Origin of the sequence: Gilvimarinus agarilyticus, assembly GCF_000832015.1 — a bacterium.
Lineage (GTDB): Bacteria > Pseudomonadota > Gammaproteobacteria > Pseudomonadales > Cellvibrionaceae > Gilvimarinus > Gilvimarinus agarilyticus.
This window is the reverse complement of record NZ_JXCJ01000001.1, coordinates 1-17,070: the sequence shown is the minus strand read 5'-3', so window position 1 is coordinate 17,070 and position 17,070 is coordinate 1. Positions and strand designations below refer to the sequence as shown.

The following is a 17,070-nucleotide window of genomic DNA, read 5'->3' as shown; positions in this document are numbered from 1 at the left end:
GATGACGGATGACGGATGACGGATGACGGAAATTGTGCGGGATCCTCGAGAACAAGAGCAAGCGAAATCATGGCAGCCGACAGCAAGTATATGATTAGCTGCGTAAAACCTTACAAAAAAAAGTGCGGCGCTGACTCGCGGACACAAAAAAAATACCGGCAAAGCCGAGGCTAATTCACTTCCCGACACCCCGGTCATTACGCCTTTAGGAGAAGAACAATGAAATTTTCCGATCAGGAGAAAGACGTTATCGTCAATAAAATTCAGGGATACTTTCGCGACGAGCTAGAGCAAAGCATTGGCAGCTTTGACGCGCAATTTCTGTTGGATTTTTTTGCCGAAGAAATCGGTCCGTATTTTTACAATCGCGGCCTGTACGATGCTGCGGCTCTGCTGAGTGACAAAATGGACTCTATCACCGACGCCATTATTGAAATAGAAAAACCCACGGAGTTTAAACGTTGATACAGATTACACGTGTCGACTATAACAGCGAACACCACACAGCGGCACTTATTAATTTATTGGATGCCTATGCACGCGACCCAATGGGCGGCGGCCAGCCGTTAAGCGATTTTGCTCGCCGCCATATTATTACCGGGCTGGTAGAACATCAGGGTATTTCTTTATTGGCGTTTGCCTCACAACAACCTGCCGGGCTATTAAACGCTTTTGCGGGGTTCTCAACTTTTGCCTGCAAGCCATTAATCAATATTCATGACGTGGCTGTACTACCTGAGTTTCGCGGGCAGGGTATTAGCCAGCAGTTATTGCAAAGTATAGAGGATATCGCCCGCGAGCAAGGCTGCTGCAAATTAACCCTAGAGGTATTGAGCGGAAACACAATCGCCGCCTCGGCCTACCAAAAATTTGGCTTTAGCGGCTACCAGCTCGACCCGCAAGCGGGCCGGGCTGAATTTTGGGAAAAGAAGTTGTAATGGGGTACGGGGTACGAAATAATTATCCGTCACCCATTTTCCGTTCTCCCTTCCCCGTACCGATCAAAACCGCCAGTTTAACTGAGCGCCAAAGATATCAACGCTGCTGTCAAACGAGCCGGCCAGTACTGCCGGGCCCACCGCAGTTTGCGACTCTTCACGCAGAGAGGCATCGTCGATAAACAAGTGGGCATAGCCAAAGTCCAGCGACAAGTGGCTTGATAGCTCCCAGTTGGCCCCCACGCTCAACCAGGTACGATCGGCATCGGGAATACGCGGGCTAACATGCTCGGGGTTGCTTTGTGGTGTTTCATCCAGCGCTACACCCGCACGCCATGTCCAGGCACCGGTATCGATACTGGTGCCCAGTGCATAACGCATGGTGTCATCGTACTGCAGGTCCAGCTCGTCTACTTGCTGGCCATTACCGCTGTTGGTCACCTCAACATTCTGGATGCTGCTCCAGCTGGTTTGGGCGATATCGGCGTGAAACGCCCAGCCGTCTGACACATATTGCGTAAAACTAACGGTCAGGGTGTCGGGCATATTCACGGGCGCCTCAATATCGCCCGACAAAAGCTCTAACCCCCCGGCACACAAGGTACCCGTGGTGGGCGCCGGAGGCGCACCTGTAGGGTAGCCAGCGCCGGGCATACAAGCGGCGTTGTTATGAAACTCGGCGGTGCCATCGAGCTTAAACTCGCCACCCTCGCGCCATACTACACCAATACTGGTGCGCTCCGAGGGCGTAATCAGCACACTTAAATCCAGTACAAAATCATCGTCATCACCCGATATTTTAGCGCTGCTATCGGTTGACGGGTCGGGCGCTATACCCAGTGTTGAGTCCACCTGGCTCTGTAGGTCGGCCTCGATTGTCTGGTAGTTAATACCGGCGCCCACCGCAATAACGTCGGTAATGGCCCAAGAGGCGGTGGCATTGACGTTAACCAGTTGCAACTCACTGTAGGTTGCCGAATAGCGCCCGGCCCAGTCATCGCTAAAGCTGCTTGATAGACCAAAAGGGGCACCGACACCAAAGCCCACGGCCAGCCGGTCTCCCAAGGGCAGTACCGCGTAACCGTTAGGTATAAAGCCCAGCTCGTCGGTGGTATCACCGCCACCAGCATAGCTTGAGCCTTCGTCGTTAAACTTGGCGTTAGTGGCGACCAGATTGGCACCCGCCGTTAAGGATATGCGATCGAGCTTGGTCATACCGGCGGGGTTAAAATAAACCGTGCTGGCATCGGTAATATCAGAGCCGGTGCCGGCGAATGCTTTACCCAGGTGTGCCGGGCTCTGTTCCAGTAACTGAAACGACGCACCGTGAGCTAAAAAGGGGGATACAGCTAAGGTTGTGGCGAGTAACGTTTTATTGAATTTATTAGGCATAGGTGACTCCTCTGCGTCGACGGGCGACGAAATCAGCGATACACGAAAGCAACCGACTAAAAGGCGCGCCGCTTACCGTGTAGTCGGCCAGTGCAATCGGCGGCTACGAACATTGCCCTACCGGGCAGCAATGTTGCGCCAGCCGCAGCGCGGCGGCCCAATAGATGCACCGCACGCTGCCCTAAGCCTAGCAGAAGCCAGAAAAAAAACAGCCCCCCTTAGTAAAATTTGCGATGACCGCACAATTTTTATCTATCACTTAGCGATAAACATTGGCTATTTCGGCTCGTCTGTAGCTGGCGCCTTATCAGGAGCCACCCAAGGGGCGGGCACCAGCGCCTGCTCCGGCTGATCGATAAAATGCGGCGACATAATTTGCAAGTCCGCCTCGGCAAATACATCCTGAATATGCTGATGCAGCTCAGACAGCACGGCCACTTTTATCTCGGGCTGATCAATATGCACCAGTAACCGGTACTCAACATACCAATCGCTGAGGGCCGTTTGCCGCACGTTGGGCTCGGGCTTATCTCGCACGCCTTCGGTGCGCTGCGCGGCGTCTAGCAGTAAGTGATGTACCTGGGGCCAAGGCGTGTCGTAACCGATGGTGACCGACGTGGAAATGATGATGCCGTCGGGCTTGGCCAGACGACTGTAGTTGGTGCTTGAAGCATTTAACAGTACCGCATTTGGAATGGTTATCTCTTCATTTTTGATGGTTTTGATCTTAGTCGACAACACCCCAACGGTGGTCACAGTGCCTTCATAATCCGACACTTTGACATACTCGCCGGGCTGAAACGCGCGGGAGTAAACCACAATCAACCCACCCAGCACCTGGCTGACAATACCGGCCGAGCCGAGCGAAACAATCAAACCTAGAAATACACTGACACCTTTAAAGGCCTCTGTGCCCGAGCCCGGAATGTAAGGGTAGGCAATAACAATTGAAAACAGCCACACCAACACCACAATAACGCGACGAGTCGCCTTAGCCGTTTCCGGGTCAAACAGGCTGGAGCGCAAGCGCCCTCGCTCGATGCGCGAGAACACATTTTTAACCATGTCGTTAACAATGCTGGCCAGCCAAAATATCACCAGCACCATAACAATGTCGGGAATTGAACCAAGAATGCCCAGGCCAATTTTTGTGACAATATCGACGATGTAGTCGGTAAGCCTTTGGCCAAAGCCCACCGTATAAGGAAACTGACGCATCACGTACGCCAGCCACAAATAACTAAACAGCGCGATGAGCGCCATTAGCAGGAGCCGCGCCAAGCTCGACAGCATCGACACTAAGTAAGGCAGCAAGTAAATGCCACCCACTTGCAGGCGGCTGGCATTAGCCCCCGGGTTATTGCGCTTTTCCAGCCAGGCCAGTAACCGCTCACGACCACGCAACAAGAGAAAAATAATACCGCCAAAACACAACGAGGCAATGGCCGTGTAAATTGCCCCTTTAACCAAAAGCTCGGGCTTTTGTTGCGCATCGCGACGCTCGAGCCACAACTCCAGGCGGGATTTGGCTTGCTCGGCGTACTCGCCAATGGTGAGTTTTTCGGGGGCGTCCTTATCCAGCAAGCCGATGATCCGCTGGTCATTCACCATAACCCAGGCGCCTTTGTAATCCTGCTCCTGAACCAAGTTAACGGATACGTCATAACGCTTGGCAACTGGAATCGAGCGGATACGCTCAACGGTGGTGCTCGCGCGCTCTTTGGGCGTGTACTGCCGATATTGCGCACGAACGGTGGTGATATGCATACCCCATATATCAACAGAGCCCGGCGCTACGGCCTCTAATGGCTCGTGCAGCGGCTCGTCCTGCGCGGTAACCATCGCCGCGCTTATGGCAAACCACACTACTACTAACAACCGCAATAACGGCATCGATCCATCCCCCAAAAGGTATACAACAATTTTTTGTTTTGGTGCGGGATTTACTATAGCGCAAGCGACTTTACGGCGGGCAACTTTCTGGCGTCGTTGTCTGGTATGAGCTGTTTTTATTACGGCCAACAGCAAACGAGTCGTTTACGTCAGTACAGTCTTCATCATGGCGCCCGCCAGCAATCGGGCACCGCCTGTAACAAATAATCCCGAAAGACCCTAACTTTGCCCGTCAACTGATGCCGGTCGCGCACACAAAAGTAAAAATCGAGAGGCTCTACCTCGGCGATGGGGGTAAACAGCTCAATCAGTTCGCCCCGCTCGATATAAGGCGCGGCAATAAAAGCCCCTAAACGAGTAATACCCGCGCCCGCAACCGCCATACGTGCCAAAGTATCAATGTCATCGCTGATAATAGCAGCGTGTACCGGCGGGTAAAAAAGCTCACCATCGCGTACAAAACCCCAGCGTAAAAAGCGGCCATCCAGCGGAAACCGAAACACCAGACAATCGTGCTCTTGCAGCTGCTCGGGCGTAACGGGTGTCCCCCGGCGCGCTAAATATTCGGGGGCTGCACAAAACACTGAGGGCACCCGTGCGATATGCCGCGCTACCAAACCATCTTCCAATGCCGGCCGGATACGAATGCTCACATCCACCGACTCTCGCACATGATCGACACTGCGATCAGTAGCCTTTAGCTCGATGGTGATGTGCGGATACAGATGGTTGAACGCGGGAATAAGCGGTGCCAATACATGCCTGGCAAAAGCTGCCGTAGCGGCAATACACAAGCGCCCTCGAGGCTCATCGTGCAGCTCACTGACCGCCTCGCTGGCCGCATTCAACTCGTCCAGCAAGGCCCCTACGCGCTGATAATACAAGCGGCCGCTATCGGTTAGCGCCAAGCTCCGGGTGGTACGGGTTAGCAACCGCACGCCGAGCCGAGCCTCTAGGCGTGCGATATTCTGGCTCGCCGCGGCCGGGCTAATACCCAGGCGCCGCGCGCCCCCGGCAATACTGCCCGCTTCAACGGCACGAACAAAACTGTCGATACCCCGCACACTATCCATTTCTAACACTCACAAGGTAATTGCACACAATAACCATTACATTCGTAACTTTAGCTTATTGCTGCTAGTACGCCTACACCTCTACTCGCGCGGCCGCACGCTGGCTATTGTGGCAACACCAACACCGCAGGAGGTTATATGACTCACTTTAATACCACGGATAAAAACCGTACGCTTGGGCGTAAATTGCACCCGCGCTACACAGCGGTTGCGTTTTCATTTTATATGGCCAGCATTATGGCGTTACTGATGTGCGCACTGATTACCGCCGTAAACCGAGGTGTAGACGATGCATTTTTAAGTTGGGTGTGGAAGGCCTACCAAGTGGCCATGCCCTGCGCTTTTATTTGCGTATTGATGGTTCGCCCGCTGGTGCTAAAACTGGTGCGCTGGACGGTGCAGCCGCATTAAGCCACGGGCAAAGAATTGTTAATCCAGTTTCCAAGCCTGTCCAATCCCAGAGGGTTTGCTACTATTGCTGCACAACAATACCCTAACAATGGAGAGCACCATGAGCGATTCATCCCGTCGCCAGTTTCTGGCCGGCGCCGCTACCTTAAGCGCAGCGGCCGCCATAGGTACCGCCCACGCCGAAGAGAGCTGCAGCAACCTGCCACCGGTGGTACACAAAGTTTACTTTTGGCTTAAAAACCCCGACTCAGCGGAAGACCGCGAGCAGCTAATTGCCGGGCTAAAATCCTTGGGTGCCATCAACGAAGTTAAAGGCATCCACATTGGCGTGCCCGCCTCGACCGAGCAGCGCGACGTGGTCGACAACAGTTATCAGGTGTCTGAATTATTGCTGTTTAACAGCGCCGCCGATCAGGACGCTTACCAGATAGACCCCATCCACGAAAAGTTTGTCGAGCAGTGCAGCCACCTGTGGAGCAAGGTCGTGGTGTACGATTCAATCGCCGTCTAACCCGGCCATTTGCGTCAGGCTAAGCCCAGGGCCTGACGCAACGCTTTTCCTTTCAAAAAACCTCTCAATCGTTACCCATCGCCGGATGGCTTAATTCTTGCTCGAGCTAGGGTATACCTGTGGGCGATACGTCCACCGAATCCTAACCTTTGAACAAAACGGAGCAAGTAATGAGATCCAGCAAAGTATCCGCCGCTGCAGTATTTCCGGCACTTACGGTAAAAGATACCGCCGATAACGATGTGTTTCTCGGCCAGCGCAGCTCTGAATCGGGCTGGAAGATGGTGGTCATATACCGGGGCAAACACTGCCCCATTTGTACAAAATACTTAAATCAGCTCGAAGATTACAAACAACGTCTGGCCGATATCGATATCGAGCTGGTGGCCGTCTCGGCCGACAGCGCCGGGCAATTGAAAGAGCATCAGGAGCAGCTTAATGTATCCTTCCCGCTGTATTACGGTTTAACGATCGAGCAAATGAAAGGGCTGGGGTTGTACATATCTGAACCGCGCTCTGAGCAAGAAACCGACCACCCCTTTGCCGAGCCGGCGCTGTTTGTCATCAACAGTGAAGGCCGCATTCAAATTGCCGATATTGCCAATGCACCTTTCTCTCGCCCCGCGCCGGAAACCTTAGTGTCAGGCCTGGAGTTTATCCGCGACCCGGAAAATGATTACCCGATTCGCGGTACGTATTCTTAGCCCTTAACCGCACACCGCCAACACAACACTAGCGGAAACCCTCTTCCGCTAGTGTTTCGCGCGTTACCTGCAACGTTTGCTGCTCGTCCTCGGTGATGCGGGTATGCTTCCAGCTGCCGCGAGCAAACCAGCACACAGACACCAAGGCTACGGCAATATTGGTGACAGGAAGCGACCACCAAATACCCGAGGCACCAAGCGTTGTGTGTTTTGACAACACATACGCCACCGGAAACTGAAACATCCACTGCGCCAAGAGCGCCAGCACCATGGCATTCACCATATTACCCGAGGCGCGAAACGCCGAGGCGATACAAAGCTGCACCGCAATACCGCCCCACGCCAACGCCATAACCTGAATAAAATGCGCCCCCTCGCGAATTACGTTTGGGTCGTCAGGCACAAAAAACGCAACAATCGCCGGCGCGGTAAAATAAGCGCACACACCCAACACCGTTAACGATGCGCCACCAATCAGCACGCCTAGCTTAGTAATTTGCGCCGCGCGCTGAAGGTTACCCGCGCCTATATTTTGCCCCACCAAGGTCGATACCGACATCGACAACCCCATCGCGGGGATGGTAACCAGCTGCAAAATATTTGAGCCAATACCATAAGCGGCAATGGTCAGGGTGCCAAAGCTCGCCGCCAAGAAAGACATTACCATCAAACCCAAACTGCGGGTCGACAACTCCACCGAGCCCGGAAACCCCAGAAAAAACGCCTTTTTAATATAGTTAAAATCAGGCCTAAACAACTGCCAGGATAGCGCGATACCATGGCGCCCACGCAGCATTACCAGCAACCCCGCACTCGCCGCCAGGCATTGAGTGATCAGCGTAGCACCGGCGGCGCCTTGCACACCTAACGCTGGTATCGGCCCCCAGCCAAAAATCAGCAGCGGGTCTAGGCCAAAATTGAGTATCACCGTTACCAGCACAATCAGCAGCGGGATGCGCGTCTCGCCCACCCCGCGCATTAACGACTGAAACATAAAAAATATAAAAACAAAAATAACCCCAATAAAAGACACCCGCATAAATCCCAGGGCCCCTTGATACACCTCAGGGGCTACGCCCAATAGCGCTAAAAAATACGGCGCCAACACAAACCCCAAGCCGCCCAATAACACCGATGTAATTGTCACCATCAACATCGTTTGCGCGGCTACATGATTTACGCGATCTTGCCGGCCAGCGCCCATATACTGCGCGGTAAGCGTCGCCCCGGCCATGGCAAGGCCCGAGCCAATGGCGATCACCAAAAAGGTAACCGGCATACTGACCGACACGGCCGCAACCGCCTCGGCCCCCAAACGCCCCACCCAAAAAGCATCGGTAATCTGATAACCCGCCTGCAACACATTCGCCATAACAATAGGCGCGGCCAAGACAAACAAAGCACGACAAATAGACCCGTTTAAAAACAACGTCCGACGATCTTGTGCCATAAAAACTCCCCAGAGTATGGCCCGCAATAAACACCCACTAAGGTAACCATAGCGCAGTTAGCCACTGCGCTAAGCAAGAAAGGCCAAGTCGGGTAATAACCTGCCGCGACAAGCCCCCACTGCCAGGCAATTGCGCAACAACGCCTGAAACAAAAAGGCCGCGCAAGTGCGCGGCCTAAACCAGCAAAAGGCAAAACAAAGAGCGTTACAACGCCAGCGGCCAACCCAGCGCCAATACCAATACGGTGGTCACGCCCACCAGTAAGCTCATGGGCACACCGGCTTTTAAAAAGTCGGTAAAGCGGTAACCACCCGGGCCATACACCATCAGGTTGGTTTGGTATCCCAGCGGGGTACTAAAGCTGGCCGAGGCCGCCATCATGGTTGCCAACACATAGGGCTCAGGGTTGAGCGAGGCCTTTTGGGTTAGCTCTAACACCACCGGCAGCATCAAAATAGCCGCCGCATTATTGGTAATCGACTCGGTGAGTAACCACACCGCAAGGTAGGTTAAAAATAACAACAACACCGGATGCCCCAGCCCTGCCAGCAGCAAACCATCGGCCAGCCATTGCGCTACACCGGTTTTGTACATGGCGTTACCCAGCGCAAACGATGCGGCAATGGTCAGCAGTACCGTCGGGTCGAGGCTTTTTTGCGCCTGCTGCGCCGAGCAACAGCCGGTAATCATCATCGCCGCCGCCCCCAGCAGCGCCGCGTTCAGCATACTGGTTACGCCAAATGCCGCCGCCAGCACAATCACCAGCAAAATCCCCCACGACAAATAAGCTCGCTGATGCCGTGGTGGCTCGGTACCCAAATCGCTAATCAACAAAAAGTCTTTGTTGTATTTTTGCCGGCTAACAAACGCCGGGCGCGCCTCTAGCAACAAGGTATCGCCCGGCTTTAGCTTGGTCGTCCCCAAGTTGCCCGGTAAACGCTCACCGTTGCGGGCCACCGCCAACACGGCAGCCCCGTAGCGCTCACGGAACTGCGCATCGCGCACCGTTTGGTTAATACAGTTACTGTGGGGCGATATAACCGCCTCCACCAGGCGTCGTTCACGGTGCTCACGCGCCAGCGTCGGCTCGCCATCGGTGGAGGGTACAATGCCGCGTATGCGCAACAAATCCGAGATCGCCTCGGTATTGCCGGCAAACACCAACCGGTCGCCCCCTTGCAGCTGCTCCTCAGAACTTACCGCCGGCACAATGGCACCGCCCCGCTCGATCTCGACCAGGTAAATGCGCTTAAGGTTGCGCAGCCCCGCCTCTTCGACGGTTTGCCCCACCAGCGGGCCATCCGATGCTACAGCCACTTCCAGCGTAAACTCACGCAGGTTGCCAAACATGGTTTTTTCCTGGCGATCGGGCAAGCGCTTAGGAAACACAAAGTACATAAACAGCATGCCCACAATCACCACCGGTAAACCCACAGCGGTAATCGAAAACAGCGAGAAGCCGACGCTGCCGGTAAGCTCCTGATACTGGCCATTCACCACCAGGTTGGTACTGGTACCAATCAGCGTCAGGGTGCCGCCCAAAATGGCCGAATAACTGAGAGGAATCATCAGCTTAGAGGCAGGGATATCAATTTGCCGCGCCCAGGCGCGCACCGCCGGAATCATAGTCGCAACCACCGGGGTGTTGTTTAAGAAGGCACTGAGCAGCGCCACGGGCACACCGATGCGCATTTGCGCCGAGCGCACACTGCGCGGGTGACGCAAGACGTTCTTAACCAGCAAGTCCACCCCGCCCGAGCCATGGATACCGGCGGCCACCACAAACATCGCCGCCACCGTCAGCACGCCGTGGTTACTGAACCCGGCAAACGCCTCGGTGGCGGTCAAGATGCCCGTAGCACTGAGAATGACCAGTACCCCCATCATCACCAGATGTGCCGCGATGCGCGTAAAAATCAACACCAACAGTGCGCCAATCGCCAAGCCCAGCGATAACAACCCTTGCCATTCCATTTATGTAGACCCAATTACTGACAATAAGGCCGCGAGCATACCGAAACTTAGGCGACAGGAAAAATAGTAATTTCTGCTAGGGTTATAACTGGTTTGTATAAGTGGGGTGGGGTTTGAGTCCGGGCTGGAGACCTCTGAGGACATTTTTGCGGTTTTGATGATCACCCGTAAATCTCTTGGCTAACACAGCGTAACCAGTCAATTCACCCTCATATCCCGACAGGGTCTATTTCCATATTATGCTACACCTTGGTTAGCCGCCGAAATGCTTGTTGTTACACCGAAACTCTAATATCGGTGCTCGACGCGCTCGTTTTTACGAAGCCTAGCATATGGCTCAAGCCCTCCCAGAATAAGAAAATCCATTACATATTTCGAATATCAAGATGCTTTCGTGACACACGACACATACTCGAAAACAAAAGCAAAAAGCCTCTCACTCGACTTAAGTTCAAATTGACAATAAGATCTCACCACACTTAAATCTGCGGTGCTGTTTGCTAATCAGTCGCCAAATAATGAATAACACATCAGGTTCATTATTAGCTTTTACAGCTTAAAGGATGTATCGCGGCATCGGTTAGCGTTTAACCCTGTTCCTGGATTGAACAGGAACAACCCAAAGCCCATAACGATTCTTACAGGAGTTCAGCCATGAGAAGCCCAACTCAAATAAAGCTGTTTTTTGCAGCAACGACCCTCATCTGTACCAGCGCCGCACACGCTATTACCGACGGCCCTGGCGAGGCCACGCTTAACGTTTCCAACCAATGGAGCGCCGGTTACTGCGCCGACGTAAGCATTGCCAACAACGGCAGCGATACCATTACCAACTGGACCGTAGACCTTAGCCTGAATGGCTCCAACATCACCAATTTATGGAATGGCAACCTTAGCGGCGCCAGTGTAACGCCGGCCGCCCACAACGCCAGCATCGCACCGGGTAGCGACACCAAATTTGGTTTCTGCGCCAATGGCAGTGCCACCCCGAGTCTGGCAAGCCTCGAGGTACAGGGCGGTGGCTCTGCCAGCTCTAGTTCTAGCGCCAACAGTTCTAGCAGCTCTAGCAGCTCCTCCTCTACCGGTAGTGGCAGCCACAGCATTACCGTGCGCATGAGCGGTGTCACCGGCGACGAAAGCGTCAGCCTGGAAATTGCCGGGCAAACCATCGAAACCTGGACGCTCAGCATCGGCATGCTGGACTACACCATCAACACCGACGCCAGCGGTGAACTGCGCGTTGCCTTTACCAACGACTCCGGTGACCGCGACGTACAAGTGGACTATGTGATGGTCAATAATGTCACCTACCAAGCCGAAGACCAGCAAGACAATACCGGCGCCTACGACGGTGAATGCGGCGCGGGCTCCTACTCCGAGATGCTGCACTGCAACGGCTCTATCGGTTTTGGTAACCCATTCGATGGCAGTTCATCATCAAGCTCTAGTAGCAACTCATCAAGCTCCAGCAGCTCTTCGAGCAACAACGGCAACCCCGACTTCCCCGAGTTTTTTGTGGGCAATATCACCACCAACGGCAGCGTAAGATCGGACTTTACCCAATACTGGGATCAGATTACCCCCGAGAACGAAGGCAAGTGGGGCTCGGTGGAGGGTACCCGCGACCAGTACAACTGGGGCCCGCTGGATGATATTTACGACTACGCTCGCGCCAGCGGCATTCCGGTAAAAGCGCACGTACTGGTGTGGGGCAGCCAGCGCCCGGGCTGGATCGACGGATTAAGTGCGTCCGAGCAACGCGCCGAAATCGAAGAGTGGATCAGCGATTACTGTGAGCGCTACCCCGACACCGCAATGATTGACGTGGTAAACGAGGCCCTGCCCTCGCACGCCCCGGCCAACTACGCTGCCAACGCCTTTGGCAGCGACTGGATTACCGAATCCTTTCGCCTGGCGCGCGAGCACTGTCCAAACGCCGTTCTCATTTATAACGACTTTAACTTTCTGACCTGGGATACCGATGCCATCATCGACATGATTCGCCCAGCCGTTAATTCCGGTTACGTCGATGCGCTGGGGCTGCAGGCTCACGGCCTTTACAACCCTCGAGCCTGGAGCGCGCAAGAGATCGAAGACAAACTCGACCAGATAGCCGCACTGGGATTGCCTTTATACATTTCCGAGTATGACATTCAGGAGTCCAACGACCAGCTGCAACTGGAGTACATGCAGCGCCACTTTCCAATTTTTTACAACCATCCGGATGTGGCCGGCATTACCCTTTGGGGCTATGTGGTTGGCGCCACCTGGCGCGATGGCACTGGCCTGATCACCAGCAATGGCCAACAGCGCCCTGCCATGCAATGGTTAATGGAATACCTGAACCGATAGCAAAGAGTTGATGCTAAAACGCATTTACGCTAAAGCGGAAAAGGACGTCCCCTTAAAGCCCTGCAAACGCAGGGCTTTTTCTCGCCATTGATTTACTGCGAGTGCGAATCTTTGGCCGCCGACCTTTTGTTTATGTCCAGGCTGCTCAATGCTCGGTAAAAAATGACAAATGGCCCAGAGATCAGAACAACCGACGAAAAGTGGAAAAGACTGGTCACAACACCTGGGAGATGATTCAAAGTGATTTCAAAATAAAACCAAACAATATACGCTACCCCCCAAACTACCCCTAACCCACACAGTAATTTATAAACCAAAGTACTTAGCTTTAAAAAGCGGCTTACGTTATAAGTGGCAGCGCACAGGGCTAGCGACAGCACCAATCCTATAAAAAATATAGCTTCTCCCACCCACGTCCAGTCTCCTGTTAGCCCTACTATCGACGCTATAAATAAAATCCCCGACCACAAGTAGGATACTTTTACAAAGCTATCAAATTTGTTACCCATAATATTCTCACCCTCATCTCGACACACTACAGATTTCTCGCGAAACCATTCTTAAGCACGCCCAATCCATATTAGATACTGTATCTGGCATGAACTTCGCTAAGCTTACAGAACTCAAGATTCCCCATACAGAATAGCTGGACGGAAAACATCATGACATTGATTTTAAATTGGTTAATTTTATCTTTCACAGTGTGGCTAACGGCGGCGATATTACCGGGGKTTCACATTAAGAACTTTAAAAGCGCATTATGGGTAGCAGCGATATTCGGCATTTTGAATTTTTTACTCGGATGGCTATTTTTTACCGTATTTACGGTGCTCACCTTAGGCATTGCCTTACTGCTTGCTTTTATTACCCGCTGGATCATCGACGCTATCGTGCTTAAAATTACCGATAAAATGACCGACCACCTCACTATCGACGGGTTCGGTTGGGCATTATTAGGTGCGCTCATAATGGCCGCGCTAGGCACATTGGCCCAGTGGGCAATATACAGTGCGTGATAAGTCAGGTCGATAACAGCAAAGTGACGTCTAGCCATATAAACGCCCATCTATATCAAGCACGTTACCGTGGGTTTACGGCATGCAGAGATGCGCCGTAAACCCACGCAACGAGACTTGGATAATCGCGGTTGACTTCAGGCTTTTACCTCAGTCGGCTTACTTTAGCTCAACCGAAAGCTCTGCTACTCATTAAACACTAGCGGGAAATACCAATTAATCACTGAATACATTTATAAATTAGAACCGTGCGAAACCGCTCGACAAGTGAAGCTTATCAATAACCCACCGTAATAGAACGAACTTCCTATAGTGGAGTACGCAGCCACTTCGAGCAACAAGCAGCTGAGTGATATCAGCAGCCTCAATCACATGCGATTAAGCCGGACGTGACCACGCTATAAACTTCTTTAACACAACTGCACTCCTCCAGAATCGCTTGCGCAATAAGATTCTCAAACCACCGACTGACCACTCTGGCACGAGAGTTGCGATATATTAACTAGATTCGATAAACGCACGACTTATAACGTCATTTACGGACAATTTTTCAATCTAGGAGATTTACTATGAAATATTTTCAAAAGCTCGCACTGCCCGCACTACTTGCAACTTCAATGGCCGGCACTGCATTTGCGGCCGAAGGTTTGTACTCAATGTCGGATTTAGAAGAGGCCGAGGTTTTTGACAGTACGGGCCAAGAAGTAGGTGAAGTCGAAGATATCTTGATGGGTAACGATATGTCAGTACACTCTATCGTTATCGAGACTGACGAAGTCATGGGCCTTGGCGGTAAAGAGGTAGTGATACAGCGCGGTTCATTTACCGTGATGCCAGAGCCTGGCAAACAAGGCTTCGATGAAATGGAATATGAAGTTCATTTGGAGTTGACCAAGGCACAGTTAAAAGAGCAGCCAGAATACAGTGAAGACTGGTGGAACAAAACCAGTGCGGCATTGCAACAGGCCTGGGAAAAAACCAAAGACGTTAGCGAAAGCGCCTGGGAGAACACCAAAGAAGCCACCTCATCGGCATGGCACGACATAGAGGAAGGTGCAGACGACCTCGGTGACAAGATTGAAGAAAAGACTGATTAATTTGAATTAATCTTCATGAGAAAGGGCCTTCGGGCCCTTTTTTATGTGTGAGCTTTAAGGCCTGCCCCGGACATTCTCTTTCGCCGTAACGAGATGACTGAAGGAAATAGACCAAAGCGGGCACGTTAGAATCTGCCACAAAAGGGCCAAATGCGCTTCGATACCATTTTTTAAAACCACTTAATATTAATTTTTAGTGAATCAATGTATAGCGCGACAAGGCGTGGCAATAAGTGTCGTTAAAATACATCAGCGTAATACGCCTTTCATATATTTCAAGATAACCTCTCTATTCGGATTACACAATTTCCCAGGAGGGGTTATGAAATTTCCAATTTTAGTTCTCGCCTTAAACTGCGTTTTCCCTACGATTATTGTCTCCGCCATACTTCCAATTAAAGTTAAAGGCCAGGGTATTCCAGACATTCACGTAACCACGAACCAGCAAATCTACCAAGGATCAATGGATGACTTTCAACTCCACTGGGAATCATACGGCCGGCTCATCAATACGTTTGAGCGAGATCTAGAAATTATTGATCAGTACGAAAAGAAATGTGAAGCAGAAGCAAAGAAATATCGCTATGAATGCCAAATACGAGTTCTAGAAGATGTTGTTGCTGGAGAGAAAAGCTGTTCGGACATTCTAGATGATTGGTCTGCGGTACAACTAAACCTTGGCCTCTCATATTCGTTAGCGGTAACTGGCGGTTCGATTGAAATATCCACAGCGTCACCAGGTGATCGTAATCAGTCTTGCACTGCTAACGTGAATGCCGTTAAAGAGTTGGAGCTCACGCGATGTAAAGCAAGGTATCACGAGCACAGCTCAGGGTGCAGTATATTCTAGGTGGATTATATGAACTACAAATTATTACTAATAGGTGGCGTAGCCGTATCCGCAGCAGTCTTTACCATGCATCTGTCTCAAAGCAAGAAGCTTGTAGATATTCCACACGTCTCTATAAAAGAGGTCAAAAACGCACCTCTCAGCAGTTCAGTACCTCAAAGGATCTCTGAAAGCGACAACCGTTTAGATAAACTCCAGGAACGTAAGATAAAACCCGAAGCACACCCGGTAGCGTCTGATGACAATTACTTTAAAGACAAACTAGATTATGACGAAGATTGGTGTAATAACCTTCAATTGACCGAATCCGGGAAAGCTAAAGCACAGGACGACCACAATCAATGGCTTCGTTCGCATGGGTATATACTGGAAAATCAGGAATCCTACAAAAGTTATAGCATTGAAATGCTCAAGGAGCTTGCCGAGTCCGGCGATACCACGGCACTCTCTGTACTTGCCGATGTGGCCGACGGTGAAACCAAATTGAAGGCTTCTTATGACGCAGCAATACGCGGTTTTACGGGAGGATCACTTCTTCCTATTATGCTTGACTATGAATTCAAAGCTCGCGATTTATATGAGGCTGGAAAGGTTGCTGAAGCATATGAGATGCTATTGCACTCATATGCCTGGCAGGAGTATGCCGTCCTAAGAGGCGATTTGACTCACATGCAGGGCACTGTGTTCAGGATGAAAAAAGGTCGAACACTCATGAATGTATCGCCTGACGACTACGATAGAATTTCAGTTATGGCTCAATCAATATACGATGACCTTAATAACGAGAGAGTGAAGAGGCATTTACTGCCCTTTGCCGACAACCCGCCCAAGGCGGTCACCAACCTGAACAACTTAACAGTTGCTTCAATGAGGGCTAGTGGATGGACTGGGTGGGGCTCTCATTTAGAGGGTGATGAAGAGTGTATCGATACGAATATTGATTACTTATCCAGAAATTCAACCAAATTACATAATAAATCTTAGAACATAAACTAGCTATCAAGCCTCACAACATTCCGTGATGCTGGGAGGCACTGTACGAAAAACTCGACAGGCGCTATTGTTCAATTAAAGCCCTATCAATCGAGAAACATCGCCTGTTTCCTGCCACTTGCCTAACGCCGTGCTCAACAGCCTTCTGCGGGTCAGGCCTTACAATTTACATGCTAGAGTCTTTCCGCGCGTGCAAACGGTAAGACCCCAACACCACAGAGTGCCTCCGTCGATGCTGAATTCATAAATCAAAGACGCGACCCGAGGCCCACAAAGCGGCACCTCGTAGCCATCGGAGAACAAATTCACGATTCAAGACTTAATGGAATGGTCCGCCCCACTCCCAATACGGCTTCGAATGAGCCATGATGTGTGTGCGAACAGACATCAAAAAGAGTGGAGCAGACCATGAGTA

14 protein-coding genes and 2 pseudogenes are annotated in these 17,070 nt (G+C 51.7%); 11 read left to right on the top strand and 5 right to left on the bottom strand.

What is annotated here, in order from left to right; all coding sequences use genetic code 11:
* Positions 1-219: 219 nt before the first annotated feature.
* The gene (locus SD69_RS00080) at positions 220-465 is read left to right on the top strand and encodes a DUF2164 domain-containing protein (protein WP_041521575.1); all 246 of its coding nucleotides are present in this window, start codon (positions 220-222) and stop codon (positions 463-465) included.
* Positions 462-938 carry a GNAT family N-acetyltransferase gene (locus tag SD69_RS00075; RefSeq protein ID WP_041521574.1) on the top strand — a complete coding sequence of 159 codons (477 nt, stop codon included), beginning with the start codon at positions 462-464 and terminating at the stop codon, positions 936-938. Before SD69_RS00080 ends, SD69_RS00075 begins: the two co-directional genes overlap by 4 nt.
* A gap of 63 nt (positions 939-1,001) precedes the next feature.
* Here SD69_RS00075 and SD69_RS00070 read toward each other — a convergent pair whose 3' ends face one another.
* From SD69_RS00070 to SD69_RS00060, 3 genes are all read right to left on the bottom strand, one after another.
* Positions 1,002-2,330 (bottom strand): OmpP1/FadL family transporter, encoded by a 1,329-nt coding sequence (locus SD69_RS00070; RefSeq protein ID WP_041521573.1) that lies wholly within the window; start codon positions 2,328-2,330, stop codon positions 1,002-1,004.
* 276 nt (positions 2,331-2,606) lie between these two features.
* Entirely contained in the window at positions 2,607-4,223 is a 1,617-nt protein-coding gene (locus tag SD69_RS00065; protein WP_052480753.1) for a mechanosensitive ion channel family protein, read from the bottom strand.
* A 164-nt stretch (positions 4,224-4,387) separates the two neighbouring features.
* The gene (locus tag SD69_RS00060) at positions 4,388-5,296 is read right to left on the bottom strand and encodes a LysR family transcriptional regulator (RefSeq protein WP_041521572.1); all 909 of its coding nucleotides are present in this window, start codon (positions 5,294-5,296) and stop codon (positions 4,388-4,390) included.
* 138 nt (positions 5,297-5,434) lie between these two features.
* Here SD69_RS00060 and SD69_RS00055 point away from each other — a divergent pair, with 138 nt between their 5' ends.
* From SD69_RS00055 to SD69_RS00045, 3 genes are all read left to right on the top strand, one after another.
* The gene (locus SD69_RS00055) at positions 5,435-5,707 is read left to right on the top strand and encodes a DUF2798 domain-containing protein (protein ID WP_041521571.1); all 273 of its coding nucleotides are present in this window, start codon (positions 5,435-5,437) and stop codon (positions 5,705-5,707) included.
* Between the two features lie 100 nt (positions 5,708-5,807).
* A complete protein-coding gene (locus tag SD69_RS00050) occupies positions 5,808-6,218 on the top strand; it encodes a Dabb family protein (protein ID WP_041521570.1) in 411 nt (136 codons plus the stop codon).
* 170 nt (positions 6,219-6,388) lie between these two features.
* Positions 6,389-6,922 carry a peroxiredoxin-like family protein gene (locus SD69_RS00045; RefSeq protein WP_041521569.1) on the top strand — a complete coding sequence of 178 codons (534 nt, stop codon included), beginning with the start codon at positions 6,389-6,391 and terminating at the stop codon, positions 6,920-6,922.
* A gap of 28 nt (positions 6,923-6,950) precedes the next feature.
* On the opposite strand, the gene SD69_RS00040 is transcribed toward SD69_RS00045, so the two are convergent.
* Together SD69_RS00040 and SD69_RS00035 are read right to left on the bottom strand one after the other, a co-directional pair.
* Entirely contained in the window at positions 6,951-8,372 is a 1,422-nt protein-coding gene (locus tag SD69_RS00040; protein ID WP_041521568.1) for an MATE family efflux transporter, read from the bottom strand.
* Positions 8,373-8,577: 205 nt separating this feature from the next.
* Positions 8,578-10,347, bottom strand: coding sequence for an SLC13 family permease (locus tag SD69_RS00035; RefSeq protein ID WP_041521567.1), 1,770 nt, complete (start codon positions 10,345-10,347; stop codon positions 8,578-8,580).
* Between the two features lie 654 nt (positions 10,348-11,001).
* Between SD69_RS00035 and SD69_RS19015 the strand changes: the two are divergent.
* The 6 genes and pseudogenes from SD69_RS19015 to SD69_RS00005 all read left to right on the top strand — a co-directional run.
* Positions 11,002-11,352: pseudogene (locus SD69_RS19015) on the top strand (cellulose binding domain-containing protein); the annotation flags it as partial.
* 18 nt (positions 11,353-11,370) lie between these two features.
* Positions 11,371-12,699, top strand: a pseudogene (locus tag SD69_RS00030) (endo-1,4-beta-xylanase); the annotation flags it as partial.
* A 662-nt stretch (positions 12,700-13,361) separates the two neighbouring features.
* On the top strand, positions 13,362-13,715 hold the full coding sequence (locus SD69_RS00020) for a phage holin family protein (protein WP_052480752.1): 354 nt from the start codon (positions 13,362-13,364) through the stop codon (positions 13,713-13,715).
* 569 nt (positions 13,716-14,284) lie between these two features.
* Positions 14,285-14,812 carry a PRC-barrel domain-containing protein gene (locus tag SD69_RS00015; RefSeq protein ID WP_041521565.1) on the top strand — a complete coding sequence of 176 codons (528 nt, stop codon included), beginning with the start codon at positions 14,285-14,287 and terminating at the stop codon, positions 14,810-14,812.
* A 322-nt stretch (positions 14,813-15,134) separates the two neighbouring features.
* A complete protein-coding gene (locus SD69_RS00010; RefSeq protein ID WP_041521564.1) occupies positions 15,135-15,662 on the top strand; it encodes a hypothetical protein in 528 nt (175 codons plus the stop codon).
* Between the two features lie 9 nt (positions 15,663-15,671).
* A complete protein-coding gene (locus SD69_RS00005; protein WP_041521563.1) occupies positions 15,672-16,646 on the top strand; it encodes a hypothetical protein in 975 nt (324 codons plus the stop codon).
* Positions 16,647-17,070: the final 424 nt, after the last annotated feature.